Origin of the sequence: Pseudomonas reinekei, from assembly GCF_001945365.1 — a bacterium.
Classification (GTDB): Bacteria; Pseudomonadota; Gammaproteobacteria; order Pseudomonadales; family Pseudomonadaceae; genus Aquipseudomonas; species Aquipseudomonas reinekei.
The window spans coordinates 199,681-222,961 of record NZ_MSTQ01000004.1 but is presented as its reverse complement, the minus strand read 5'-3'; the positions used below and the strand labels follow the sequence as shown (position 1 = coordinate 222,961).

Annotated in this window: 19 protein-coding genes and 3 tRNA genes; 18 read left to right on the top strand and 4 right to left on the bottom strand. The window is 61.2% G+C overall.

Annotated features, from left to right (window positions below; translation table 11 throughout):
* The first annotated feature begins 145 nt into the window (after window positions 1–145).
* The 15 genes from truA to BVK86_RS07850 all read left to right on the top strand — a co-directional run bounded on the left by truA (window position 146) and on the right by BVK86_RS07850 (window position 13,781).
* The gene (gene truA, locus BVK86_RS07920; protein WP_075945894.1) at window positions 146–970 is read left to right on the top strand and encodes a tRNA pseudouridine(38-40) synthase TruA; all 825 of its coding nucleotides are present in this window, start codon (window positions 146–148) and stop codon (window positions 968–970) included.
* Window positions 971–1,032: 62 nt separating this feature from the next.
* The gene (locus BVK86_RS07915; protein WP_075945893.1) at window positions 1,033–1,647 is read left to right on the top strand and encodes a phosphoribosylanthranilate isomerase; all 615 of its coding nucleotides are present in this window, start codon (window positions 1,033–1,035) and stop codon (window positions 1,645–1,647) included.
* Window positions 1,648–1,845: 198 nt separating this feature from the next.
* The gene (accD, locus tag BVK86_RS07910; protein WP_075945892.1) at window positions 1,846–2,766 is read left to right on the top strand and encodes an acetyl-CoA carboxylase, carboxyltransferase subunit beta; all 921 of its coding nucleotides are present in this window, start codon (window positions 1,846–1,848) and stop codon (window positions 2,764–2,766) included.
* Complete coding sequence (gene folC / locus BVK86_RS07905; RefSeq protein ID WP_075945891.1) at window positions 2,763–4,070, top strand: bifunctional tetrahydrofolate synthase/dihydrofolate synthase; 1,308 nt, start codon at window positions 2,763–2,765, stop codon at window positions 4,068–4,070. Before accD ends, folC begins: the two co-directional genes overlap by 4 nt.
* Entirely contained in the window at window positions 4,054–4,719 is a 666-nt protein-coding gene (locus tag BVK86_RS07900; protein ID WP_075945890.1) for an SPOR domain-containing protein, read from the top strand. The genes folC and BVK86_RS07900 overlap by 17 nt, the downstream gene beginning before the upstream one ends.
* A gap of 98 nt (window positions 4,720–4,817) precedes the next feature.
* A complete protein-coding gene (locus BVK86_RS07895; RefSeq protein WP_075945889.1) occupies window positions 4,818–5,378 on the top strand; it encodes a CvpA family protein in 561 nt (186 codons plus the stop codon).
* 41 nt (window positions 5,379–5,419) lie between these two features.
* Complete coding sequence (gene purF, locus BVK86_RS07890; protein ID WP_075945888.1) at window positions 5,420–6,925, top strand: amidophosphoribosyltransferase; 1,506 nt, start codon at window positions 5,420–5,422, stop codon at window positions 6,923–6,925.
* 78 nt (window positions 6,926–7,003) lie between these two features.
* Complete coding sequence (locus BVK86_RS07885; RefSeq protein WP_075945887.1) at window positions 7,004–8,215, top strand: O-succinylhomoserine sulfhydrylase; 1,212 nt, start codon at window positions 7,004–7,006, stop codon at window positions 8,213–8,215.
* Window positions 8,212–8,985: an SDR family oxidoreductase gene (locus BVK86_RS07880; protein ID WP_075945886.1), complete on the top strand. Its 774-nt coding sequence runs from the start codon at window positions 8,212–8,214 to the stop codon at window positions 8,983–8,985. Before BVK86_RS07885 ends, BVK86_RS07880 begins: the two co-directional genes overlap by 4 nt.
* Before the next feature lie 232 nt (window positions 8,986–9,217).
* A tRNA-Val gene (locus BVK86_RS07875) sits at window positions 9,218–9,293 on the top strand.
* 53 nt (window positions 9,294–9,346) lie between these two features.
* Window positions 9,347–9,423, top strand: a tRNA-Asp gene (locus BVK86_RS07870).
* Window positions 9,424–9,517: 94 nt separating this feature from the next.
* Window positions 9,518–9,594 (top strand) — tRNA-Asp (locus BVK86_RS07865).
* A 246-nt stretch (window positions 9,595–9,840) separates the two neighbouring features.
* Entirely contained in the window at window positions 9,841–10,350 is a 510-nt protein-coding gene (locus BVK86_RS07860; protein WP_075945885.1) for a sigma-70 family RNA polymerase sigma factor, read from the top strand.
* Window positions 10,347–11,291, top strand: coding sequence for a FecR domain-containing protein (locus BVK86_RS07855; RefSeq protein WP_075945884.1), 945 nt, complete (start codon window positions 10,347–10,349; stop codon window positions 11,289–11,291). Before BVK86_RS07860 ends, BVK86_RS07855 begins: the two co-directional genes overlap by 4 nt.
* Before the next feature lie 66 nt (window positions 11,292–11,357).
* On the top strand, window positions 11,358–13,781 hold the full coding sequence (locus tag BVK86_RS07850; protein ID WP_075945883.1) for a TonB-dependent receptor: 2,424 nt from the start codon (window positions 11,358–11,360) through the stop codon (window positions 13,779–13,781).
* 114 nt (window positions 13,782–13,895) lie between these two features.
* Here the strand turns inward: BVK86_RS07850 and aldA are convergent, their stop codons facing one another.
* From aldA to BVK86_RS07830, 4 genes are read right to left on the bottom strand one after another with little or no spacing between them, the layout of a single operon-like run.
* Entirely contained in the window at window positions 13,896–15,329 is a 1,434-nt protein-coding gene (gene aldA / locus BVK86_RS07845; protein WP_075945882.1) for an aldehyde dehydrogenase, read from the bottom strand.
* 19 nt (window positions 15,330–15,348) lie between these two features.
* Entirely contained in the window at window positions 15,349–16,149 is an 801-nt protein-coding gene (locus tag BVK86_RS07840; protein WP_075945881.1) for an aldolase/citrate lyase family protein, read from the bottom strand.
* Window positions 16,150–16,163: 14 nt separating this feature from the next.
* On the bottom strand, window positions 16,164–17,348 hold the full coding sequence (rhmD, locus tag BVK86_RS07835) for an L-rhamnonate dehydratase (RefSeq protein ID WP_075945880.1): 1,185 nt from the start codon (window positions 17,346–17,348) through the stop codon (window positions 16,164–16,166).
* 32 nt (window positions 17,349–17,380) lie between these two features.
* On the bottom strand, window positions 17,381–18,676 hold the full coding sequence (locus tag BVK86_RS07830; protein WP_075945879.1) for an MFS transporter: 1,296 nt from the start codon (window positions 18,674–18,676) through the stop codon (window positions 17,381–17,383).
* Between the two features lie 125 nt (window positions 18,677–18,801).
* Here BVK86_RS07830 and BVK86_RS07825 point away from each other — a divergent pair, with 125 nt between their 5' ends.
* The 3 genes from BVK86_RS07825 to BVK86_RS07815 all read left to right on the top strand — a co-directional run bounded on the left by BVK86_RS07825 (window position 18,802) and on the right by BVK86_RS07815 (window position 23,281).
* Complete coding sequence (locus BVK86_RS07825; protein ID WP_075945878.1) at window positions 18,802–19,743, top strand: LysR family transcriptional regulator; 942 nt, start codon at window positions 18,802–18,804, stop codon at window positions 19,741–19,743.
* Between the two features lie 174 nt (window positions 19,744–19,917).
* Entirely contained in the window at window positions 19,918–22,749 is a 2,832-nt protein-coding gene (locus tag BVK86_RS07820) for a xanthine dehydrogenase family protein molybdopterin-binding subunit (protein ID WP_075945877.1), read from the top strand.
* Complete coding sequence (locus tag BVK86_RS07815) at window positions 22,742–23,281, top strand: (2Fe-2S)-binding protein (protein WP_007982256.1); 540 nt, start codon at window positions 22,742–22,744, stop codon at window positions 23,279–23,281. Before BVK86_RS07820 ends, BVK86_RS07815 begins: the two co-directional genes overlap by 8 nt.

The following is a 23,281-nucleotide window of genomic DNA, read 5'->3' as shown; positions in this document are numbered from 1 at the left end:
GTGGGAGCTGGCTTGCCAGCGATGGGGTCGTAACAGTCATTGGATATCTCACTGGCATCCCCGCCCGAGCGCCTTATAATGCCTGCTTTTGCGTACTTCAGCAGGCTGTCCCTCCTTGGCAAATATAGATAACCCGGCTGCTGAAATGGCGGCCGACGGCTTTTTCCGGATCGCACTGGGCGTTGAATACAAAGGCTCGCGTTATCGCGGCTGGCAGCGCCAGGCCTCCGGTGTGCTCACCGTGCAGGAAACCCTCGAAAACGCCTTGTCCAAAGTCGCCGACTCGCCGGTTTCACTGCTGTGCGCCGGACGTACCGATGCCGGTGTGCATGCCTGCGGGCAGGTGGTGCACTTTGATACCCAGGTCGAGCGTTCGATGAAGGCCTGGGTCATGGGCGCCAACATCAACTTGCCGCATGACGTCAGCGTCAGTTGGGCCAAGGTCATGCCGGCGCACTTTCATGCACGGTTCAAAGCCATCGCCCGTCGTTATCGCTACGTGATCTACAACGACCAGATCCGTCCGGCGCACCTCAATGAGGAGATCACCTGGAACCACCGTCCGCTGGACGTCGAGCGCATGGCCGAGGCGGCTCAGTATCTGGTGGGCACTCACGATTTCAGCGCCTTCCGCGCCGGTCAGTGTCAGGCCAAGTCGCCGATCAAGGAGCTGCATCACCTGCGCGTGACGCGCCACGGCAAGATGATCGTGCTGGATATCCGCGCCAGCGCCTTCCTGCACCACATGGTGCGCAACATTGCCGGTGTGCTGATGACCATCGGTGCCGGCGAACGTCCGGTGGAATGGATGAAGGAAGTACTGGAGAGCCGCATTCGTCGTACGGGTGGGGTGACGGCGCATCCATTTGGCCTGTATCTGGTGCAAGTCGAGTACCGTGATGAGTTCGAATTGCCCGAGCGTTACATTGGGCCGCATTTCCTTACCGGGTTCGCCGAACTTGACGGCTGACGCCTTCGAACGCTTTTGTTACCATCCGGGACTTTCCCGATTTGCCGTGGGGTTTTAACGACATGTCAGCCGTTCGCAGCAAGATTTGCGGGATTACCCGCATAGAAGATGCGTTGGCGGCGGTCGATGCCGGGGCCGACGCCATAGGGTTTGTGTTTTACGCGAAGAGTCCGCGGGCTGTGACATTTCAGCAGGCGCGCTCGATCATCAAAGCGTTGCCGCCGTTTGTTACAACAGTTGGCTTGTTCGTCAACGCCAGTCGTACCGAACTGACTGAAATCCTCGATGCGGTGCCATTGGACCTGTTGCAGTTTCATGGTGATGAATCAGCGGCGGAATGCGAAACCTGGCAGCGTCCGTACATCAAGGCGTTGCGGGTCAAGGCTGGCGACGACATTGCGGCGGCGTGCGACGCCTATCCAGGTGCAAGCGGCATTTTGCTTGACGCCTATGTCGAAGGCATTCCCGGGGGAACCGGCGAAGCCTTTGACTGGTCATTGATACCGCAAGGCTTGAGCAAACCGATTGTTTTGGCGGGTGGGCTGACCCCGGAAAACGTCGCCGAAGCCGTGGCACGGGTCCGGCCCTATGCCGTGGACGTCAGCGGCGGGGTAGAGGCGAGCAAGGGCATCAAGGATCACGCAAAGATTCACGCGTTCATCCAGGCATTACGTTGATGTGACGGGTGGCAGTCTGCCGCCGTCCACTGGACTGCGCTGTACAAAACGGCTGAGGGTCATGGGGTGGTACGCAGGTCACGTTTCGCTGATCCGGCCATTCACTGAATCATCGCTGCACAACATGAATTTAGCTCAAGGGCATACGCGGGGCTGCGAACCAGAGCGTTCGGGCCGCCGGTACTGGAGAAAGAAAGCATGAGCAACTGGTTAGTAGACAAACTGATCCCTTCGATCATGCGTTCCGAGGTCAAGAAGAGCTCGGTGCCTGAAGGTCTTTGGCACAAGTGCCCGTCTTGCGAGGCTGTGCTATATCGTCCGGAGCTGGAAAAGACCCTGGACGTTTGCCCCAAGTGCAACCATCACATGCGTATCGGCGCTCGCGCCCGTATCGACATCTTCCTCGACGTTGAAGGTCGTACCGAACTGGGGGCAGACCTGGAGCCGGTTGACCGTCTGAAATTCCGCGACGGCAAGAAGTACAAGGATCGCCTGACCGCTGCGCAAAAGCAGACCGGCGAAAAAGACGCACTGATCTCCATGAGCGGTACGCTGCTGGGCATGCCGGTTGTTGTATCAGCCTTTGAATTCTCCTTCATGGGTGGTTCGATGGGCGCCATCGTTGGTGAACGCTTCGTGCGCGCCGCCAACTACGCGCTGGAAAAACGCTGCCCGATGATCTGCTTCTCCGCCTCCGGTGGTGCGCGGATGCAGGAAGCGCTGATTTCCCTGATGCAGATGGCCAAAACCTCCGCGGTGCTGGCGCGTCTGCGTGAAGAAGGCATTCCGTTTATCTCCGTACTGACCGACCCGGTCTACGGTGGTGTTTCCGCCAGTCTGGCGATGCTCGGCGACGTGATTGTCGGTGAACCGAAAGCCCTGATCGGCTTTGCCGGTCCGCGTGTCATCGAACAGACCGTGCGCGAAAAACTGCCGGAAGGCTTCCAGCGCAGCGAGTTCCTGCTGGAGCACGGTGCGATCGACATGATCATTCACCGTCAGGAGCTGCGTCCGCGTCTGGGCAACCTGCTGGCGCAAATGATGGGCCTGCCGACGCCGAAATTCGTCGCTGCGCCAATCGAGCCGATCGTTGTTCCACCGGTACCTGCCAACCTATGACCGAACGTACCCTTGGCGAGTGGCTCGCCTACCTTGAGCAGTTGCATCCTTCGGCCATCGACATGGGCCTTGAGCGCTCGCAACAGGTAGCGTCCCGCATGGGGCTGGGCAAGCCGGCGCCTCGGGTGATTACGGTCACCGGCACCAACGGCAAAGGCTCCACCTGTGCGTTCGTGGCTTCATTGCTGCGCGCCCAGGGCCTGAAAGTCGGTGTCTACAATTCACCGCACCTGCTGCGTTATAACGAGCGGGTGCAGGTCAATGGCGTCGAAGCCACTGACGCCGAGCTGTGCCAGGCCTTCGCGGCAGTGGAGGCGGGGCGGGGTGACACTTCCCTGACCTACTTCGAAATGGGCACCCTGGCGGCGTTCTGGCTGTTTCAACAGTCCGGGCTCGATGCCGTGGTGCTGGAAGTCGGTCTGGGCGGGCGCCTGGACACGGTCAACGTGGTCGACGCCGACATTGCGCTGGTCACCAGTATCGGCGTCGATCATGCGGATTACCTGGGTGATACCCGCGAATCCGTGGCCTTCGAGAAGGCCGGCATTTTTCGCCAGGGTGCGCCTGCGCTCTGTGGCGATCTCAATCCCCCGCAACCCCTGCTGGATAAAGCGCGCGAGCTGAACTGTCCGTTTTTCCTGCGTGGGCGCGATTTCGACCTGGGGGTCACCGATCACAACTGGCAATGGCGCGGCGTTGACGCCCAGGGACGTGTGATCGAGCTGCGCGACTTGCCACTGCTCGATCTGCCCATGGAAAACGCCGCTCTGGCCTTGCAGGCTTATCTGCTGCTTGGTTTGCCTTGGGTCGATGCGCAGATTAGCCAGGCGCTGCAGGCGACGCGGGTGGTCGGTCGTCTCGATCGCCGGCAGTTCGACTGGCAGGGCAAGCGTCTTAATCTGTTGCTGGATGTGGGGCATAACCCCCATGCGGCGGAGTATCTGGCCCGGCGTCTGGCCAGTCGTCCACCGCTCGGCAAGCGTCTGGCGGTATTCGGATTGCTGGCCGACAAGGATCTGGATGGTGTTATTGGCGAATTGAATGCTAGTGTCGAGCACTGGGCTGTCGCTCCGCTGGATTCGCCACGGACGCGGCCGGTGGCCGATCTGCAAGAGGCGTTGCACAAGCGTGGCGCTTCGGTAGCATCCTATGACAGCGTGGCCGCCGCCCTGGAAGGGCAGTGCGCGCTGGCAACGAGCGACGATGAAATACTGTTGTTCGGATCATTTTATTGTGTCGCCGAGGCCCTTGAATGGCTGGCTCGGCGCTCCACGGAGGAAGCGGCAAATGGCATTGCTGGATAAGGCCTACAAACAGCGCATGGTTGGTGCGCTCGTACTCGTCGCGCTGGCCGTGATTTTCCTGCCGATGCTGTTCTCGCGTCAGGACGAGCAACGCCAGGTAACGGTCGAAGCCCCGGCTGCCCCTCAAGCGCCGGCGTTGCCACAAGTTCAGGTGGAGCCGGTGGTGGTGCCTGAGCCGCAAGCCTTGCCGCAAGAGCCTGTGCCGAGCGACGACGAAATTGCCCAGCAGGAAGCCCCGGCTGCTCCGGCTGCATCGGTCGCTCCCGCGCCAACGGCGAAACCGGTCACACCGCCTGCTCCGGCACCGGTTCCGGCATTGGCAGCAAAACCGGCGACTGCGCCGTCCCAGCCGATCAGTGCCGCACCGGGCAAGCCAGACACCACTCAAAGCCGCGTCGATGCCAATGGCCTCTCGGTGAGCTGGTCGGTGCAACTGGCCAGCCTGGCCAACCGTGAAAGTGCGGAAAAACTGCAGAAAACCCTGCGCAGCCAGGGTTACAACGCCTACATCCGCACCGCCGATGGCAAGAATCGCGTGTTTGTCGGGCCGCTGATCGAGCGTGCCGAAGCCGATCGTCTGCGCGACTTGCTCAATCGCCAGCAGAATCTCAAGGGGTTCGTGGTGCGCTTTCAGCCGGAACGCGGCTAAATCTATCGCACCGATTTGAAATGCACTGACAATCGCAGCTTACCGATAAGCATGGGCTCTGCTAAAATGCGCCGCCTTATCCGTCTGTAGGCTGCACTGTGCCATTTACCTGGGTTGACTGGGCGATCGTTGCAATCGTCGCCATCTCTGCATTGATCAGTCTGAGCCGCGGCTTCGTCAAAGAAGCACTGTCGCTGGTGACCTGGATCATCGCAGGAGCTGTTGCCTGGATGTTTGGTGGCTCACTGTCCGAGTACCTCGCCGGATATATCCAGACTCCATCGGCCCGCGTGATCGCGGGCTGCACCATCATGTTTGTCGCCACGTTGATCGTAGGCGCAATGATCAATTATCTGATCGGCGAGTTGGTACGCGTCACCGGGTTGTCCGGGACCGATCGATTCCTCGGCATGGCCTTCGGCGCCGCGCGTGGCGTGTTGCTGGTGGTCGTGGCGGTCGGGCTGTTGAGCCTGGGGCCGGTACAGCAGGACGAGTGGTGGCAGCAGTCGCAACTCGTGCCAAAGTTTCTATTGGTCGCCGACTGGTCCAAAAACCTGATCCTCGGGTGGAGCAGTCAGTGGCTTGCCAGCGGAATCAGCGTACCCGCTGATATTCCGTTCAAGGAGCACCTCTTGCCGACGGCCAAAACGCCTCAGTGAGTTGTGTTCAGTTCAGATCCATTAAGTAGGGGTTGCGTCGCATGTGTGGCATCGTCGGTATCGTCGGTAAGTCGAACGTCAATCAGGCGCTGTATGACGCGCTAACCGTCCTCCAGCACCGCGGCCAGGACGCTGCCGGTATCGTGACCAGCCATGATGGCCGGTTATTCCTGCGCAAGGACAATGGCCTGGTACGTGACGTGTTCCATCAGCGTCACATGCAGCGTCTGGTCGGCCACATGGGCATCGGCCATGTGCGCTATCCAACCGCGGGCAGTTCGACTTCGGCCGAAGCTCAACCGTTTTACGTCAACTCGCCTTACGGCATCACCCTGGCGCACAACGGTAACCTGACCAACGTTGAACAGCTGGCCAAGGAGATTTACGAATCTGACCTGCGCCACGTCAACACCAGCTCCGACTCGGAAGTGCTGCTCAACGTGTTCGCTCACGAACTGGCCCAGCGCGGCAAGTTGCAGCCAACCGAAGAAGACGTGTTCGCCGCTGTGACCGACGTGCACAACCGTTGCGTGGGTGGTTACGCGGTCGTGGCGATGGTCACCGGTTACGGCATCGTCGGTTTCCGCGACCCGCACGGCATCCGCCCGATCGTGTTCGGCCAGCGTCACACCGACGAAGGCGTCGAGTACATGATTGCTTCCGAAAGCGTTTCCCTGGACGTGCTCGGCTTCACCCTGATTCGCGACCTGGCACCGGGCGAAGCGGTCTACATCACTGAAGACGGCAAGCTGCACACCCGTCAGTGCGCGACCAATCCGTCCCTGACTCCGTGCATTTTCGAACACGTCTACCTGGCGCGTCCCGACTCGATCATCGACGGTGTTTCGGTGTACAAGGCCCGCCTGCGCATGGGCGAGAAGCTCGCCGAGAAGATTCTGCGCGAGCGTCCCGAGCACGACATCGACGTCGTTATCCCGATCCCGGACACCAGCCGCACCGCGGCCCTGGAACTGGCGAACCACCTGGGCGTGAAATTTCGCGAAGGCTTCGTGAAGAACCGCTACATCGGCCGCACCTTCATTATGCCGGGCCAGGCCGCGCGGAAAAAATCCGTACGCCAGAAGCTCAACGCCATCGAACTGGAATTCCGCGGCAAGAACGTGATGCTGGTGGACGATTCCATCGTTCGCGGCACCACGTGCAAGCAGATCATCCAGATGGCCCGTGAAGCGGGCGCCAAGAACGTCTACTTCTGCTCCGCTGCGCCGGCCGTGCGTTTCCCGAACGTCTACGGCATCGACATGCCGAGCGCCCACGAACTGATCGCCCACAACCGTTCGACCCAGGACGTGGCCGACCTGATCGGCGCTGACTGGTTGATCTATCAGGATTTGCCTGACTTGATCGAAGCGGTCGGTGGCGGCAAGATCAAGATCGAAAAGTTCGATTGCGCGGTGTTCGACGGCCAGTACGTGACCGGCGACGTCGACGAGGCGTACCTGAACAAGATCGAGCAGGCACGTAACGATGCCTCCAAGGTCAAGACGCAGGCAGTCAGCGCGATCATCGATCTGTACAACAACTGAGTTTCTACCGGCCCCTAGGGGCCGGTTTTGTATCTATCAAAAGACTTTTTATCCAAGAGCAAGGCAAGGAGTGACAGCATGAGTCAGGATTGGAATGCCGGTCGGCTGGACAGCGACCTCGAAGGCGTAGCGTTCGATACCCTGGCCGTACGTGCCGGTCAACACCGTACGCCGGAAGGCGAACACGGTGATCCGATGTTCTTCACTTCCAGCTATGTGTTCCGCACCGCTGCCGATGCCGCTGCGCGTTTTGCCGGGGAAGTGCCGGGCAACGTTTACTCGCGCTACACCAACCCGACCGTGCGTGCCTTCGAAGAGCGCATCGCCGCCCTCGAAAGCGCCGAGCAAGCCGTGGCGACTGCCACCGGCATGGCCGCGATCATGGCGGTGGTGATGAGCCTGTGCAGCGCCGGCGATCATGTGCTGGTGTCGCGCAGTGTATTCGGTTCGACCATCAGCCTGTTCGAGAAGTACTTCAAGCGTTTCGGTATTGAAGTCGATTACGTGCCCCTGGCGGACTTGTCCGGTTGGGATGCGGCGATCAAGGCCAACACCAAATTGCTGTTCGTCGAATCGCCGTCCAACCCGCTGGCCGAGCTGGTCGATATTGCCGAGCTGGCGAAAATCGCTCATGCCAAAGGCGCGATGCTGGTGGTCGATAACTGCTTCTGCACCCCGGCATTGCAACAGCCGCTGAAAATGGGCGCAGACATAGTCGTGCACTCGGCGACCAAGTTTATCGATGGGCAGGGTCGTTGCATGGGCGGTGTTGTGGCCGGTCGCAGCGAACAGATGAAAGAAGTGGTGGGTTTCCTGCGCACTGCCGGGCCGACCCTCAGCCCGTTCAACGCCTGGATCTTCCTCAAGGGCCTGGAGACCCTGAACCTGCGGATGAAGGCGCATTGTGCCAACGCCCAGCAACTGGCCGAGTGGCTGGAGCAGCAGGAGGGCATCGAGAAGGTTCATTACGCCGGTCTGAAGAGCCATCCGCAGCACGAACTGGCCCAGCGTCAGCAGAAAGGTTTCGGGGCGGTGGTGAGCTTCGAGGTCAAGGGCGGCAAAGAGGGCGCCTGGCGCTTCATCGATGCGACGCGCCTGATTTCGATCACTGCCAACCTGGGTGACAGCAAGACCACCATTACTCACCCGAGCACCACCTCCCACGGCCGTCTGGCGCCGCAAGAGCGTGAAGCAGCGGGTATTCGTGACAGCCTGATCCGCATCGCAGTCGGCCTGGAAGATGTAGCAGACCTGCAAGCCGACCTGGCGCGCGGGTTGGCTGCCTTGTGATCGAGCTGTCCACGCCAACCGGCTCCAATGGCCGCGTAGCGCTGGTCACCGGCGCTGCACGGGGCATTGGCCTGGGGATTGCGGCATGGCTGATCAGCGAAGGCTGGCAGGTCGTGCTGACGGATCTGGATCGTGAACGCGGGTCGAAAGTGGCGAAGGTGCTCGGCGACAACGCCTGGTTCATTGCCATGGACGTTTCCAACGAAGGGCAGGTGGCGCTGGGTGTTGCCGAAGTGCTGGGGCAGTTCGGGCGACTGGACGCGTTGGTGTGCAACGCGGCGGTCGCCGATCCGCACAACATCACCCTGGAAAGCCTCGATCTGGCTTACTGGAATCGGGTGTTGGCGGTCAATCTCAGTGGGCCGATGTTGCTGGCCAAACACTGTGCGCCGTATTTGCGTGCTCACAACGGGTCGATCGTCAATCTGGCCTCGACTCGCGCCGGACAATCCGAGCCCGATACCGAGGCTTACGCGGCGAGCAAGGGCGGTTTGCTGGCCCTGACTCACGCGCTCGCCATCAGCCTTGGCCCGGAGATTCGGGTCAATGCCGTCAGCCCTGGCTGGATCGACGCGCGTGACCCCTCCGTGCGCCGTGCCGAACCGTTGACCGACGCCGATCATGCGCAACATCCGGCGGGCAGGGTAGGGACGGTCGAGGACGTCGCGGCGATGGTGGCCTGGCTGTTGTCGAGGAACGCCGGGTTTGTCACGGGGCAGGAGTTCGTGGTTGATGGTGGCATGACCAAGAAGATGATCTACAGCGATTAGATGGTTTTTTACTCCGGCATTGAAGTTGGATGTGTCGCCGTCTTCGCGGGCAGGCTCGCTCCCACAGGAGAACAGCGATCCACCGCGGGAGCGAGCCTGCTCGCGAAAGCGATCTTGGGGTTGCCTGTCTCATGCGGAATGACTCGATTTTGTCTTTTTCAGAAAAACTTCAATCCTGCTATTGACTTAGGTTCGGTACCTGCGTAAATTTCGCGGCCTCGGAGATGCAAACGGGTGATTAGCTCAGCTGGGAGAGCGTCTGCCTTACAAGCAGAATGTCGGCGGTTCGATCCCGTCATCACCCACCACTCCCGAGATACTTGCGAAAGCAAGAGGTAGGCTGAAATGCCTCCACCGACGCGCAGCGGTAGTTCAGTCGGTTAGAATACCGGCCTGTCACGCCGGGGGTCGCGGGTTCGAGTCCCGTCCGCTGCGCCATTATTTACGAAGCAGATTTCGGTCTGGTTCGCGATTGAAAAGCACCGAAGCTTTCGATCAAACGAGTTACCTGGACGCAAGTCCAAAGCGATACGCAGCGGTAGTTCAGTCGGTTAGAATACCGGCCTGTCACGCCGGGGGTCGCGGGTTCGAGTCCCGTCCGCTGCGCCATATCTGCACCAAGGCCCACTGAACGCCTTGGCGCTACGAAGAAAAACCGCTGGTTTACTTCGAGTCGATAGCAAAGACCCTGGTCGAAAGACCGGGGTTTTTTGTGTCTGAAATTTGGCTTTTTCTCTTTTCTCTACCAGGCTGCCCACCTTTCTGCGCGTTTGCTGCATAAAGGACTTGGTCAGTCGTCGCGACATTAATTAGAATCACTCTCATTTACGATTCCTTGGCACAGGGCTTCTTGAGATGAGTGATGCAGCGATGCCGCAGGCGCAAACCTTTCACGACCTGTACCGCGATCACCGTGGCTGGCTTGAGGGCTGGTTGAGGCGGCGCATGGGCAGCGCGTGCGATGCGGCGGACCTCAGCCAGGATACGTTCTTGCGTTTGCTCGCCAGTTCTCAACGGATTGCCGACCTGCAAGAGCCCCGTGCCTATTTGCTGACCGTGGGCAAACGCCTGCTCAGCAATTTCTACCAGCGTCGCAGTCTCGAGCAGGCCTACCTCAACGCGCTGGCATCGTTGCCCGAAGACTGCGTGCCGTCCCCGGAACAGCGCTGGCTGTTGCTGGAAACCCTGCAAGCGCTGGACGAATTGCTCAATGGTTTGCCGCAGGCAGTTCGACGGGCATTTCTCTGGAGCCAGCTCGAAGGCCTGACGTACCAGCAAATCGCCGAGCGCTTGAACGTGTCGGAGCGCACGATCAAGCGCTACATGGCGCAAGCCTACGAGCATTGCCTCATGGTGGAACTGTGAGCAGCGCCGCGCCCGATGCCCGTCAGGTGGTGCGAGCGGCCGCGCAATGGCTGGCGTTGCTGGAGTCCGGCGGCGCCACCGAGCAGGATCGCGCCAACCTGCAACGCTGGCGCGACACGTCGGCCAGTCACGAGCTGGCCTGGCAGAAGGCGCAAGCCCTGCGTCAGCGCTTTGCCGACCTGCCCTCAGTGCTGGCCCTGAGCAGTCTCGACCGCCCTGATCCCGGGCGACGCGTGGTGCTCAAGCGTGCCTTGGGTGCGGTGGCGTTGGTGCCGGCGGCCTGGCTGATCAGCCGGCAATTGCCGCTGGAGGTCTGGCGTGCCGACTTGCACACCGCCACGGGCGAGCGCAAGCAGGTGCAATTGGCCGATGGCAGCGCGTTGCAACTCAATACCGCCAGCGCCGTTGACGTAAATATGACGAGTCGCCACGTGAAGCTGGTGGAGGGCGAGATGTCGTTGAAAGTGTCGGGTGTCTCGCCGCTGACGATCCAGACCCGGTTCGGTCAAGTGATCGTCAGTCAAAGTGAAGTCTGTGTCCGTCAGGATGTTCGTGGCTGCCGGGTTTCGGTGTTCAACGGCGCCGCGCAGCTGCGACCGTTGCAGGGCGCCGAGCTGACGCTTCGCGCAGGCCAGCAGATCAACCTGCAAGCGTCAGGCGCTGGTGCGGTCCAGGCTTTTGACGTGCTGCAACCCGGTTGGCGCGAAGGCGTGCTGATGGCGAACAACCAGCCGCTGGGGGATTTCCTGCGTGAGCTCGACACCTATCGCCCCGGCGTTTTGCGTTGGGAACCGGAACTCGAAACGCTGCGCGTGACCGGCAGTTTCCGGCTGGACGATACCGATCGCATCCTCGCGCTGCTTAGCGCCAGCCTGCCGTTGGAGGTGCAAATGCGCACCCGTTACTGGGTGACGTTGTTGCCGCGCAAAAAAGTTGTTTGAAGCCTGTCCCCTTTTTTCAACTCGCTTGTCATTCAAGGCAACTGAACGCACAAGAGAGCTTCTTCAATGCCCGCAGTAAAGCCTTGCAGTCCGCGCCCGGCGTCGTCCGGCCTGCGCCCGTTGTTGCGCCTGAGCCTGATGCTGAGCCTCAGCGCCAGTCCGTTTTTAATCAACAGCGGTTGGGCCGAGGACGTTGGCCGTCGCAGTTACCAGGTGCCGGCCGGTAGTCTGAGTGATGCGCTGACGCGGTTTGCCGGTTTGGCCGGGGTCAACCTGTCGGTCGATCCGGCGCTGGTCAGCGGTCGCAGCAGTGCCGGCCTGGACGGTGACTACGGGGTGGAAGAGGGCTTTGCCCGCTTGTTGTTGGACTCCGGCCTGCAACTGCAACCGGTGGGCGAGCAGGCTTACGTCCTGATTCCAGCGCCGGCCAGCAGCAGCCTGCAACTGGGGGCGACCTCCATTCTCGGTGCCGGGGATTCCGAACACGGTGATCCGTATGCCGGCGGCCAGGTTGCGCGCCGAGGCTCGCAAGGCCTGCTGGGCTCGCAGGATTTCATGGAAACGCCGTTCAGCATGACCACCTACACCAGCGAAACGGTAAAAAACCAACAGGCTCGCACCTTGGGCGACCTGATCGCCAGCGATCCTTCAGTCCGCGCCACCAACCCGGCGGGTGGGCGCTACGAGCAATTCACCATTCGCGGGCTCAGCCTGTTCAACAGCGATGTTTCCTACAACGGTCTGTACGGCGTGTTGCCGACTTACACGATCGATATGGAGATGGCCGACCGCGTCGACATCATCAAAGGCCCGAGCCAGCTGATCAATGGCATCTCGCCGCGAGGCAGCGTGGGCGGCGGGATCAACGTGGTGCCCAAGCGCGCGACCGACCAGCCGATCACATCGTTCACCGGTAGCTACGCGTCCGACAGCCAGGTTGGCGGCGCCGTGGATGTCGGCCGGCGCTTTGGCGAAGCTGACATGTTCGGGATTCGTTTCAACGGCGTGAAGCAGTCTGGCGACACCGATTGGGATCACCAGAGCGTCGACCGCGAGATGGCCGTGTTAGGTCTGGATTTTCGCGGCGAACGCCTGCGCCTCTCGACCGATATCGGCCACACCGAACGCGATACCGATGCTCCGCAAGAGCGTGTGCAGGTGGGGGCCAACGCGAAGGTGCCGAATGCCAACGATGTCCGCGACAACTATGCGCAGCCCTGGAGCCAGGCGCGCACCACCGACACTTTCGGCACGCTGAACGGCGAGTTCGATGTCAGCGATTCAGTCATGCTGTACGGCGGTGTGGGCGCGCGCAAAAGCAATCATGACTTTCTCCGGCATGCGGTTGCGGTCACCAATGACGCGGGCAATTTCAGCGTGCAGCCGCGTGACTTCACCCGTGACGAGAATCTCCGCACAGCCACGACGGGTGTGCGCAACTGGTTCCATACCGGCCCGGTGAGCCATCAGGTCAACCTGGCGGCCAGCTATTTCTACATGGACTTCGAAAATGGCGGTGCCCGTTATGCGGCAGCCCCCAGCAACCTCTACAGCCCCGTGGAAACGCCGACGCCCGTACGGCCCACGCGGCAGGATCCCGAGGTTTACACCGAGAACCGCTTCAGCAGCGTGGCGTTGTCCGACACCCTCGGTTTTTTTGATGACCGCTTGCTGCTGACCCTCGGTGGTCGCTGGCAGCGGGTCCAGGTCGACGACTGGTCCGATGACGTCAAAGGTGACACCGCCTACGACGAGGAAAAATTTTCGCCCTCGGGTGGCATTCTGTTCAAGGCGACCGACAAGTTGTCCCTGTACGCCAACTACATGGAAGGTCTGAGCCAGGGCAAGATCGCACCGTCGACCTCGGTGAATGAAGACGAAATTTTCCCGCCGTTTATCAGCCGCCAGGTCGAAGTCGGTGCCAAGTATGACGCCGGTGCATTCGCCGTAACCGCTGCCGTTTTCCGCATCAAGCAGCCGGCCTACGAGACCAACGCCACGACGCGAGTTTTTGGCCCGAACGGTAAACGCAAGAACGAGGGGGTCGAGTTGAGCGTGTTCGGCGAACCGCTTAACGGGTTTCGACTGCTCGGCGGTGTGATGTACATCGACAGCGAGTTGACCGACACCACCAACGGCACCTTCGACGGCAACCGCGCACCTGCCACGCCGAAATACAACGTCAACCTTGGCGCCGAGTGGGACGTGCCAAACGTGCAGGGCCTGACCCTGACCGGTCGCGGCATCCATTCCAGCTCGCAGTATCTGGATCAGTCCAACAACAAGGAAATTGATGCCTGGGAGCGTTTCGACGTGGGGGCGCGGTATGCGTTCCGGGTCGACGACAAGACCATCACCGTGCGCGCCAATGTCGAGAACGTGGCGGACAAGCGCTACTGGAGTTCGGCCGGGGCTTCGGATGACAGTGAGCCGGGGTTGACGCTGGCGACGCCACGGACCTATTTGCTTTCGGCGACTGTGGATTTCTGAGCTGTGAGTGGATGTGGCGAGGGAGCTTGCTCCCGCTGGACTGCGCAGCAGTCCCCCTGGGGTGATTAGCCCCACGACGGGAGCAAGCTCCCTCGCCACAGGTTTAAAGCAAGTTCAGCCCTGCAAATACACCGCATGGGTATGGGTGTACTCATACAACCCATGCTTGCCATCCGCGCCGCCAATCCCCGATTTACGCACGCCGGCATGGAAGCCCTGCATCGCCTCGAAATTCTCGCGATTGACGTAGGTTTCACCAAAATCCAGCTCGCGCATGGCATGCAGGGTTTTGTTCAGGTCGCGGGTGTAGATCGACGAGGTCAGTCCGTAGTCACAGTCATTGGCCAGGGTGATGGCTTCGTCCAGGTCATCGATGATCTGGATCGGCAGCACCGGACCAAAAATCTCCTCGCGCATGATGTCCATGTCGGCGCGGCACCCGGCCAAGACGGTGGGTTGGAAGTGGAAGCCATTGGGTCGATCAGCGATCTGTCCACCGCTGATGAGGTTCGCCCCCTGACTCAACGCCGTGCGGACTTTGCGGTTGACGCTGTCGAGTCCCTGCCGGTTGATCAGTGGGCCCATTTCCACATCGGGCTGCGCAATCGGGTCGCCATAACGGGTCGCACTCATCGCCGCTGCGATGCGTTCGATAAATTGATCCGCCACCTTGCGCTCGACGTACACCCGCTCGGCGCAATTGCACACCTGGCCGCTGTTGATGATGCGTGAGTCGCGGATGGCCTTGACGGCGAGACCGAGGTCGGCGTCGGCCAGCACAATGGCCGGTGCCTTGCCACCCAACTCCAGATTGAGCTTGGTGATGTTCGGTGCGGCAGCCGCCATAATCCGCGAGCCGGTGACGACGCTGCCGGTGAAGCTGATCATGTCCACGCCCTTGTGCGCGCTCAGTGCCGCACCCACCTGGCCGTCACCGCAAACCACGTTGAACACACCGGGCGGCAGATCGGTTTCAGCCACCAGCCGGGCGAATTCGAAGCAGTTGTTTGGCGTTTCTTCGCTGGGCTTGATAACGATGCTGTTGCCGGTCAACAAGGCCGGGGCCATTTTCCGGGCGATCAGGAAGAACGGGAAATTCCACGGCAGAATCCCGGCCACCACGCCCAGCGGTTTGCGGAACAGGAAGATGTTTTCGTTCTGGCGGTCGCTGGTGATGATCTCGCCTTCGATGCGCCGCGCCCATTCGGCCATGTAGTCGAGGTAGTCAGCGGTGAAGTTGACTTCGACTTCGGCCAGGCCGCTGATCTTGCCTTGCTCCAGGGTGATGGTGCGCGCCAGGTGCGAAACGTTTTCCCGCAGCTTGGCGGCGATGCGGCGCAGGTAGCCGGCGCGGTCATTCGCCGGTTTGCGCGACCAGTCCTTTTGCGCGGCACGGGCAGAGGCGAGGGCGCGGTCGACATCTTCGGCGGTCGAGGCCGGGACTTTAGACAAAACGGCCCCGGTGGCCGGGTTGATCACATCGAGGTGGGCAGCGCTGGCCACGAACTGGCCGTTGATGAAGTTTTCGTAAACAGGCACGGACGGCATGGGACGACTCCTTGGCAGATCAGTAAGTGCGTGACGGTGCTTGGGTGCTGAGGGGTTCGCGGTAGCGGGCGAGGGTGGCCATGGCGCTTTGGCGCAGCAGGCTGATGTCGATGGCCACGGCGATGAACTGGCAGCCCCAGCTCTGGTAGCGACGGGCATCCTCTTCGTTGGGGGCGAGAATTCCGCAGGCCTTGCCGGCCGCCAGTGTGGCGTTGACGGCGTGTTGAATGCGTTGCTGAACCTCCGGATGACCGGGATTGCCGGCATGGCCCAGGCCAATCGACAAATCCGCTGGCCCGATAAACACCGCATCCACGCCTTCGACGGCGCCAATCGCTTCGACGTTTTCCACGCCGATGCGAGACTCCACCTGCACGATCAAACACAGTTGTTCATGGGCGGTATTGAGATAATCGGGCACGCCGTCCCAACGGGTGGCACGGGTCAAGCCGCCGCCCACACCGCGAATGCCGTGGGGCGGGTAGCGCATGGCACGGACCAGCGCCTGGGCCTGCTCGGCGGTTTCGACCATCGGGATCATCAGCGTCTGCGCGCCGATATCCAGCAGCTGCTTGATCAGATTGGCGTCGCCATTTACCGCGCGCACGATTGGCGCAGTGGAATAGGGCGCCACGGCCTGCAACTGCGCCAGCACGCCGGGCACGGTGTTCGGTGCATGTTCACCGTCGATCAGCATCCAGTCGTAACCGGTGGTGGCGACGATTTCGGCGGCGTAGCCGGTGGCGAACCCGGCCCAAATGCCATATTGGGTCGCCGGCTGTTTCAGCGCGGCTTTGAAAGCGTTGTGCGGCATGTTCATGTCGAGCTCCTGTCTCAGCGGTTGTACGGCCGATGCAGTTGGCATTCCGGGTTGATCGTCACGCCGAAACCTGGCTGATCGAGCTCGGACAGGCGCATGCGGCCATTGACCGGCACCGGTTCGCCAAGCAGTTGCGGATGGAACATCGGTACCACTTCGTCAGCCTTGGGCGCCATCATCAGGAATTCGGCAAACGGGCTGTTATGCCGGGTAGCGACGAAGTGATAGCTGTACACCGATGAGCCGTGGGGGATGACCAGGGCGTTGTGGGCATCGGCCAGGGCCGAGATCTTTACCAGTTCGGTCAGGCCGCCGCACCAGCCGACATCCGGCTGAATGATGTCGCAGCAACCCATCTCCAACAGCATGCGGAAGCCCCAGCGCGTGGCTTCGTGTTCGCCAGTGGTTACCAGCATGCCTTTGGGTACGTTGTTGCGCAGCGCTGCGTAGCCCCAGTAATCGTCCGGCGGCAGGGCTTCCTCGATCCACTTCAAGCCGTGTTCGTGGGCGCCGACGGCCAGTCTGGTAGCGTAGTTGAGGTCCAGGCTCATCCAGCAATCGAGCATCAGCCAGAAGTCCGGGCCAACGCGCTCGCGCATGGTCGCCAGTTCTTCGAGGTTCTTGCGCAGGCCTTCTTCACCTTCGGCGGGGCCGTGGTGCAGCGGCATCTTGCCGCCGATGAAACCCATTTTCTGCGCCAGGTCCGGGCGGGCGCCAGTGGCGTAGAACTGCAATTCGTCACGCACCGCACCGCCGAGCAGTTGGTGCACCGGTTCCTGGCGGATCTTGCCGAGCAAGTCCCACAGCGCCAGGTCGACGCCGGAGATTGTGTTGATCACGATGCCCTTGCGCCCGTAATACAGGGTCGATTGGTACATCTGGTCCCAGATCTTCTCGATGTCGGTGACGCGAGCGCCTTCGAGGAAGCGCGCCAGGTGTTTCTCGACGATGTACGCAGCAGGTTCACCGCCGGTGGTCACGGCAAAACCGATGGTGCCGTCGCTGGCTTCTATCTCTACCACCAGGGTGCCGAGCACGTTGATGCCGAAGGTGCGGCGGCTCTGGCGGTACTCGGGGTATTTGCTCATTGGCGTGGCGATGTGATCGTCGATCCAGTGGCCGTCCGCCTGATCGTGATAATCCGCGCCGCCGCCACGCAGGGTGAAAGCGCGCACGTGTTTGATGGTTGGAATGCCCATGGTGTGACTCCTTTTTTTAACGGCGGTCAGGTTTAAACGGTGGCCGGTTTGTTCGAGGCTTTGTGCCCGGGCGCACGGACGCCCAGCACCAGCAACGCGGCGATGACGGTGGTAGCGGCAAGCACGTACAAGCCTGCTGCCGGGGAATGGAAGGCGCCTTCGGCCCAGTTCTTCAGCACCGGGGCGATGAAGCCGCCGAGGGCACCGAACGAGTTGATCAGGGCGATCCCGGCCGCAGCGGCGCTGCCGGCGAGGTAGCTGGAGGGGAAGGTCCAGAACACCGGTTGCACGGCGATGAAGCCGGAGGCGGCGAAGCACAGGGCAATGATCCCCAGCAGCGGGTTACTGAAGGTCACCGAGCAGGCGATCCCGGCGGCGGCCATGAGCAACGTCAGGCATGCGGTGCGACGGCGTTCGCCGGTTCGGTCGCTGTAACCGGGAATCAGGTAGGCGGCGACCAAGGCGCAGATCCATGGGATCGCCGTGACCAATCCGACCATCAAGCCGACCTTGGTGCCGAGCAGCCCACCGACTTGGGTCGGCAGGTAAAACACCACGCCGTAGACACTGGCCTGGATCAGCAGGTAGATCAGGCACAGGTACAGCACCGAAGGCTGGCAAATGACATTGAGCAGGCTGCGGCCGTGGTTCTGTTTATGGCTGTCTTCCTGATCGAGCAGGCTTTGCACTTGCTGGCGTTCCTCGACGGTCAGCCACTTGGCATCGGCCGGGCGATTGTCCAGATACCAATAGGCCCAGATGCCTACCGCCGTCGCCATCAAGCCTTCGACGGCGAACAGCCATTGCCAGCCGTGGAACCCGGCAAAGCCGTCCAGTTCAAGCAGCAGGCCGGACAACGGACTGCCGAAGATGAAGGCCAGCGGTGCACCGAAGTAGAAGAAACCCATAGCCTTGCCGCGCACGGCGCTGGGGAACCAGTAGGTGAGGTAAAGGATGACGCCGGGGAAAAATCCGGCTTCCGCCACGCCAAGCAAGAAGCGCAGGACGTAGAAGGTGGTTTCGTTGTGGGCGAAGACCATGGCTGCCGAGACGAGGCCCCAGGTGACCATGATCCGGCACATCCACAGGCGAGCGCCGACGCGGTGCAGGATCAGGTTGCTCGGCACTTCGAGCAGGGCGTAGCCGATGAAAAACACCCCGGCGCCAAAGGCGAACGCGGCATCACTGATATTGGTATCTGCCTGGAAGGCTTGCTTGGCGAACCCGACGTTGGCGCGGTCGAGGAAGGCCATGATGTACATCAACAGGAGAAATGGCAGCAGCCGCCAGGAAATTTTGGCGAGCAGAGGCGCAGGTAGAGTCGTCATCGCAGTTTTCCTTTGGTAGGGCATTTGTTCTTATGGGGAAGACTGTACGGCTGCTGATCGATGCGTTACAAATCGAATCTAGCTCACAACTGATACCCTCAGGGTATCGATAAAAAAGGCCCGTCATGACCACGCCGACCCTCTCTCGCAGCCTGCTCAATCGCTTGCGCTACAAGCATCTGCACATGCTGGTGACGCTCAGCACCAGCCAGAACCTGCACCGCGCCTCGCAAAGCCTGAACATGTCGCAACCGGCGGCAACCCGCATGCTGCATGAAATTGAAGACATGTTTGGTTGCGACCTGTTCGAGCGTTTGCCTCGTGGCATGCGACCGACGGCCCTGGGCCAGGAGTTGATCCGTTTTGCCGAGTCGGCCCTCAGCGGCCTCGACCGTTGCGCCGAGGACCTGATGGCGCGGCAGCAGGGCGGTTATGGCTATCTGTCGATTGGTACCATCATGGGCGCAGCGCCGGATCTGGTCATGGATTCGATTGCCGAAATCAAGTCACTCAACCCCCAGCTGCGGATTCGCATCATGGGCGACACCAGCGACCAGGTGATCCAGTTGCTGGAGCAGGGCCGCATCGACCTCGCCATCGCCCGGCGCAATGCCGCCACCGACAGCGAGCATTACGTCTTTGAGCAACTGGGCAACGAACGGTTGCTGGTGGTGGTGCACGCCGGCCACCCGCTGGCCCGGCGCAAGAAGCTGGAAATGGCAGAACTGGTCAACGGTTGGCCGTGGATCCTGCAACCGGAAACCAGCCCGGCGCGTATCGGCCTGGATCAAGCCTTGCAGCGCCGGGCACTGCCGTTGCCGGCAGACATCATCGAATGCAGCTCGGTGTATTCGATGCAGCAACTGATCCAGTTGACGGACGCCATCATGGTGCTGTCGGAAACCGCGTTGCGCGACTACCTCAAAATGGGGCTGGTGGTGGCGCTGCCGGTGGAGCTGGATGTGCAACTGGCGCCGTTCGGGCTGCTGTTGCGCAAGGGTGAGCACATCAGTCGGGAGTTGGGTTTGTTCATTGATCTGCTGCGTCGAAAAGCCGCGGTTTTTTGATTCCTTGGTCAGTTTTTTGTTTTCCGCGAGCGCATAAACCTTTAAAGTTAACCTTTCGGTCAGCTTTGCACGGTCAACACCGCCCTTTGCATCGTCAAAAAGGGCTTCTGCAAGACTCGAGATTCCCAGTACATAACCAGAAGGGCGGACCCATAACCGCCCAGAGGATGATCCATGTCCAACCGTGATATATCCCGGCGCTCGTTCCTTCAGGGCGGGCTGGTAGCGGGTGTGAGCGTGACGCTCACACCCTTGAGCAGCCAGGCGCTGGCAGCCTTGATGGAAAACAGCGTGACCGTGCCGTCCGAGCAATGGCTCGGCAACAACGGCAAGGCCCGCGCCCGTAACGATGCCTTGTCCAAGGTCTGCGGCAGCAAGGTGTTTGCCCGCGACATCCGCGCCAAGGACATGCCGGGCTGGCCGCAGCAGCAAGGCCACGCCATGCTGCTGAAAACCATCAAGGCCGACCGCATTTATGACGGCTACGACCTGTCGTGGCTCGGTGCCGAACTGCAACCGGACCGCATCGTCACCGCCGAAGATTTGGTCAAGGACGGTATCGTCTTCCCTGAAGAGCACGCGCCTGATCCGCTGCTGCCGGCCGGCAAGGTGCCGATGTTCATCGGCCACCCGGTGGCGATCCTGATCTGGAACGACTTCGAGCGTTTCCGCCAGGCCAAGGCCAAACTCAAGTTCAATGACAAAGCAATCCGCTACGGCGAGAAAGCGCCGTTCTACGAAGGCGAGCCGTACGGCAGCTTCCGCTATGTACGCGTCGGCGGCGCGACCTCGGCTGACGAGGATGAATTCGCCAGCCTCAAGGATTCGATCCTGTTCCCGATGCTGAAAAACCGTCGCCCGGTGTGGAATTCCCAGCCGAACCTGCACGGCAACCTGACCGAGCGTGGGCTGTTCTACGCCGAGCGCATGAAGCAGCAAATCGACACGCCGCCGGACAACTGGCTGGTATTTGACGAGCGCTACAAGACACCGTCGATCGAACCGGCCGCGATGGAACCGGACAACGGCAACGGCTGGTACGACCCGGCCACCAAGACCCTGCATTTTGTCGTTGCGACACAGTGCCCGCTGGAAACCGCAACCGAGACCGCGAAGATGATCGCGCCGTCGCGTTTCGGCCTGGCCAACCTGAACATGCACCCGGGCTACACCGTCGGCTACGGCTCAAAGGACCACAACATTTTCGTCTACTACGCCGCCCTCGCGGCGTTGTATGGCGCCGGTGTGCCCGTGCGTCTGGCCAACGACCGCTACGAACAATTCCAGAGCGGCATCAAGCGTCACCCGTTCGATATCCGCTACCAACTGGCCGTGGACAAGACCGATCACAGTTTCAAGATTTTCCGCGCCGAAATGAGCGTCGACGGCGGTGGACGGGTCAACTACAGCCCGTCCGTGGCAGCGGTTGGCGCCACGGCGGCGCAGTCGATCTACTACATGCCGCAGAACGATTTGCAGGTCACGGCCTATCACTCGCGTGCGGTGGAAGCCGGGTCGATGCGTGGCTACGGCACCCTGCAGAGCATGGCGTCCACCGAAATGATGGTCGACGAAATCGCCGATCGCCTCGGTGTCGATGCCATCGAACTGCGCCGCAAAAATGCCCTGCGCTCGGGCATGAAAAATACCCAGGGTGCGGTGCCTGCCGGTGCCTTGCGCCTGCACGAAATTCTCGACAAAGCCGCCGTCCACGAAGTCTGGAAAAACCGCGCCGCGATCAAGCAACAACGCGAAGCCGCCGACCCGGATAACTGGTACGGCGTCGGTTTCGCCATCTGTCAGAAAGATTTCGGCACCGGCTCCGAAGCGCCAATGGCTAGCATCGAATACACCGTTGACGGGCGCATCACCCTGCGCCACATCGGCATCGAAATTGGCACCGGCATGTCCACTTCCCAGGCGATGGTGGTGGCCGACTTCCTCGGCAACCCGGCGCACGAAGTGAAAACCGGCGAGACCGAATGGCAAGAGTTGCAGCTGATCAGCGGCGGCAACCCGTACATCATGAGCCAGGCCGAGCAGGACAACTTCCTGCGTAACCCGCGTTGGGTCGGCAAGGTTGCTTCGGCCTCGTCCGCGACCAACTCGGCGTATTACTTCAGCCACGCCACCCGCGAAGCGGCACGCGTGCTGTTCAACCACGGCTTGTGGCCGGCGGCGCTGGAGATCTGGCGACAAGGCCCTTTTGGCGGCCAGGCCAACCCTTACGTGGTGCGCCGCGAAGACGCCCATTGGGTGGACGGCAAGCTCACCGCCAACGGCATGGAGCCTTTGCCATTTGCAGTGCTGGCCAAGCGAGCCCACGAGCGCGGTCTGGTGACGGGCGCCACGGTTCACGGCTTCAACCGCTGGAGCTGGGCCGAGGCCGAGTACAGCATCGATGGCGTGCGTGAGCGTCTGCCGCTCGATGGCCTGGCAGTGAAGTACGGCGACGGTGCACCGAAGGCGAAGAAGGCGCAGATGAACAGCGCCGGTTTCCACCTGCTCGATCGACAGAACATCGCCTACCCGGCGACCCAGTTGAATAACGCGGCGGTGACTTACTACAGCCCGGTGGCGACGCTGGTGGAAGTGAAGGTCAACAAGGGTTCGAACGAAGTGTCGGTACTCAACCATCACTCGTGGGTCGAGTGCGGTCGGGTGCTGGTGCCGGAACTGGTCAAGGGGCAACTCGAAGGCGGTATCGCCATGGGCATCGGCCACGCGTTGATGGAAGAAATGCCGCTGTACGAAGGCGGGCCGGGGGAGGGTGACTGGAACTTCAACCGTTACCGCTTGCCGATGGCGCGCCACGTTGCGGTATGGAAACAGACTGCGGAGATCTTGCCGCCACTGTCGCCAAGCGATCCGTCCAAAGGCATCGCCGAAGTGGTGATGATCCCGGTGGTCGGTGCCATCGGTAACGCCGTGGCCCATGCCATCGGCAAACGTGTCCGCGACCTGCCTATCACTTCTGCACGCATCAAGGAGGCCCTCAATGGCTAACCGTCCGCTTCAACTGACCCTCAACGGTCAATCCGTCGGCCCGGTGGACATCCCTGATGACCTGCCGATGATCGACTACCTGCACGAATACAAGAACCTCACCGGTTCGCGCCTGGGCTGCGGCCAGGGCATCTGCCACGCCTGCGTGGTGATCGTCGACAACCCGGACGGCACCAGCGAAGAAGTGCGCACCTGCATCACCGGCGCGCACTATTTCGAAGGCAAAAAGGTGCGGACCATCGAAGGCCACGCGACCCGCGATGAGCAGGGCAAGGTCACCGAACTGAACCCGATCCAGCAGCGCTTCGTCGACGAGTTCGCGTTCCAGTGCAGCTACTGCGCACCCGGTTTCGTCAATGCCGCGACAGTGCTGGTGGAGAAGCTGCAGCGTCAGCCCATCGTCAAAAGCCAACTGGAAAAAGTCATCGAGGACAGCCTCGGCCATCACATCTGCCGCTGCACCGGCTACGTGCGCTATTACAGCGCCACGCGCAACGTGCTGACCGATCTCGGCCTGGTCAAGGAGGGTTAA

Coding starts and splice junctions, on each gene's coding strand:
- purF (WP_075945888.1), top strand. CDS start 5,420: ATGTGTGGCATCGTCGGTATCGTCGGTAAGTCGAACGTCAATCAGGCG.
- BVK86_RS07820 (WP_075945877.1), top strand. CDS start 19,918: ATGTCCAACCGTGATATATCCCGGCGCTCGTTCCTTCAGGGCGGGCTG.
- BVK86_RS07850 (WP_075945883.1), top strand. CDS start 11,358: ATGCCCGCAGTAAAGCCTTGCAGTCCGCGCCCGGCGTCGTCCGGCCTG.
- BVK86_RS07815 (WP_007982256.1), top strand. CDS start 22,742: ATGGCTAACCGTCCGCTTCAACTGACCCTCAACGGTCAATCCGTCGGC.
- aldA (WP_075945882.1), bottom strand. CDS start 15,329: ATGCCGTCCGTGCCTGTTTACGAAAACTTCATCAACGGCCAGTTCGTG.
- BVK86_RS07915 (WP_075945893.1), top strand. CDS start 1,033: ATGTCAGCCGTTCGCAGCAAGATTTGCGGGATTACCCGCATAGAAGAT.
- BVK86_RS07825 (WP_075945878.1), top strand. CDS start 18,802: ATGACCACGCCGACCCTCTCTCGCAGCCTGCTCAATCGCTTGCGCTAC.
- BVK86_RS07885 (WP_075945887.1), top strand. CDS start 7,004: ATGAGTCAGGATTGGAATGCCGGTCGGCTGGACAGCGACCTCGAAGGC.
- accD (WP_075945892.1), top strand. CDS start 1,846: ATGAGCAACTGGTTAGTAGACAAACTGATCCCTTCGATCATGCGTTCC.
- BVK86_RS07860 (WP_075945885.1), top strand. CDS start 9,841: ATGAGTGATGCAGCGATGCCGCAGGCGCAAACCTTTCACGACCTGTAC.
- BVK86_RS07840 (WP_075945881.1), bottom strand. CDS start 16,149: ATGAACATGCCGCACAACGCTTTCAAAGCCGCGCTGAAACAGCCGGCG.
- BVK86_RS07830 (WP_075945879.1), bottom strand. CDS start 18,676: ATGACGACTCTACCTGCGCCTCTGCTCGCCAAAATTTCCTGGCGGCTG.
- truA (WP_075945894.1), top strand. CDS start 146: ATGGCGGCCGACGGCTTTTTCCGGATCGCACTGGGCGTTGAATACAAA.
- rhmD (WP_075945880.1), bottom strand. CDS start 17,348: ATGGGCATTCCAACCATCAAACACGTGCGCGCTTTCACCCTGCGTGGC.
- folC (WP_075945891.1), top strand. CDS start 2,763: ATGACCGAACGTACCCTTGGCGAGTGGCTCGCCTACCTTGAGCAGTTG.
- BVK86_RS07900 (WP_075945890.1), top strand. CDS start 4,054: ATGGCATTGCTGGATAAGGCCTACAAACAGCGCATGGTTGGTGCGCTC.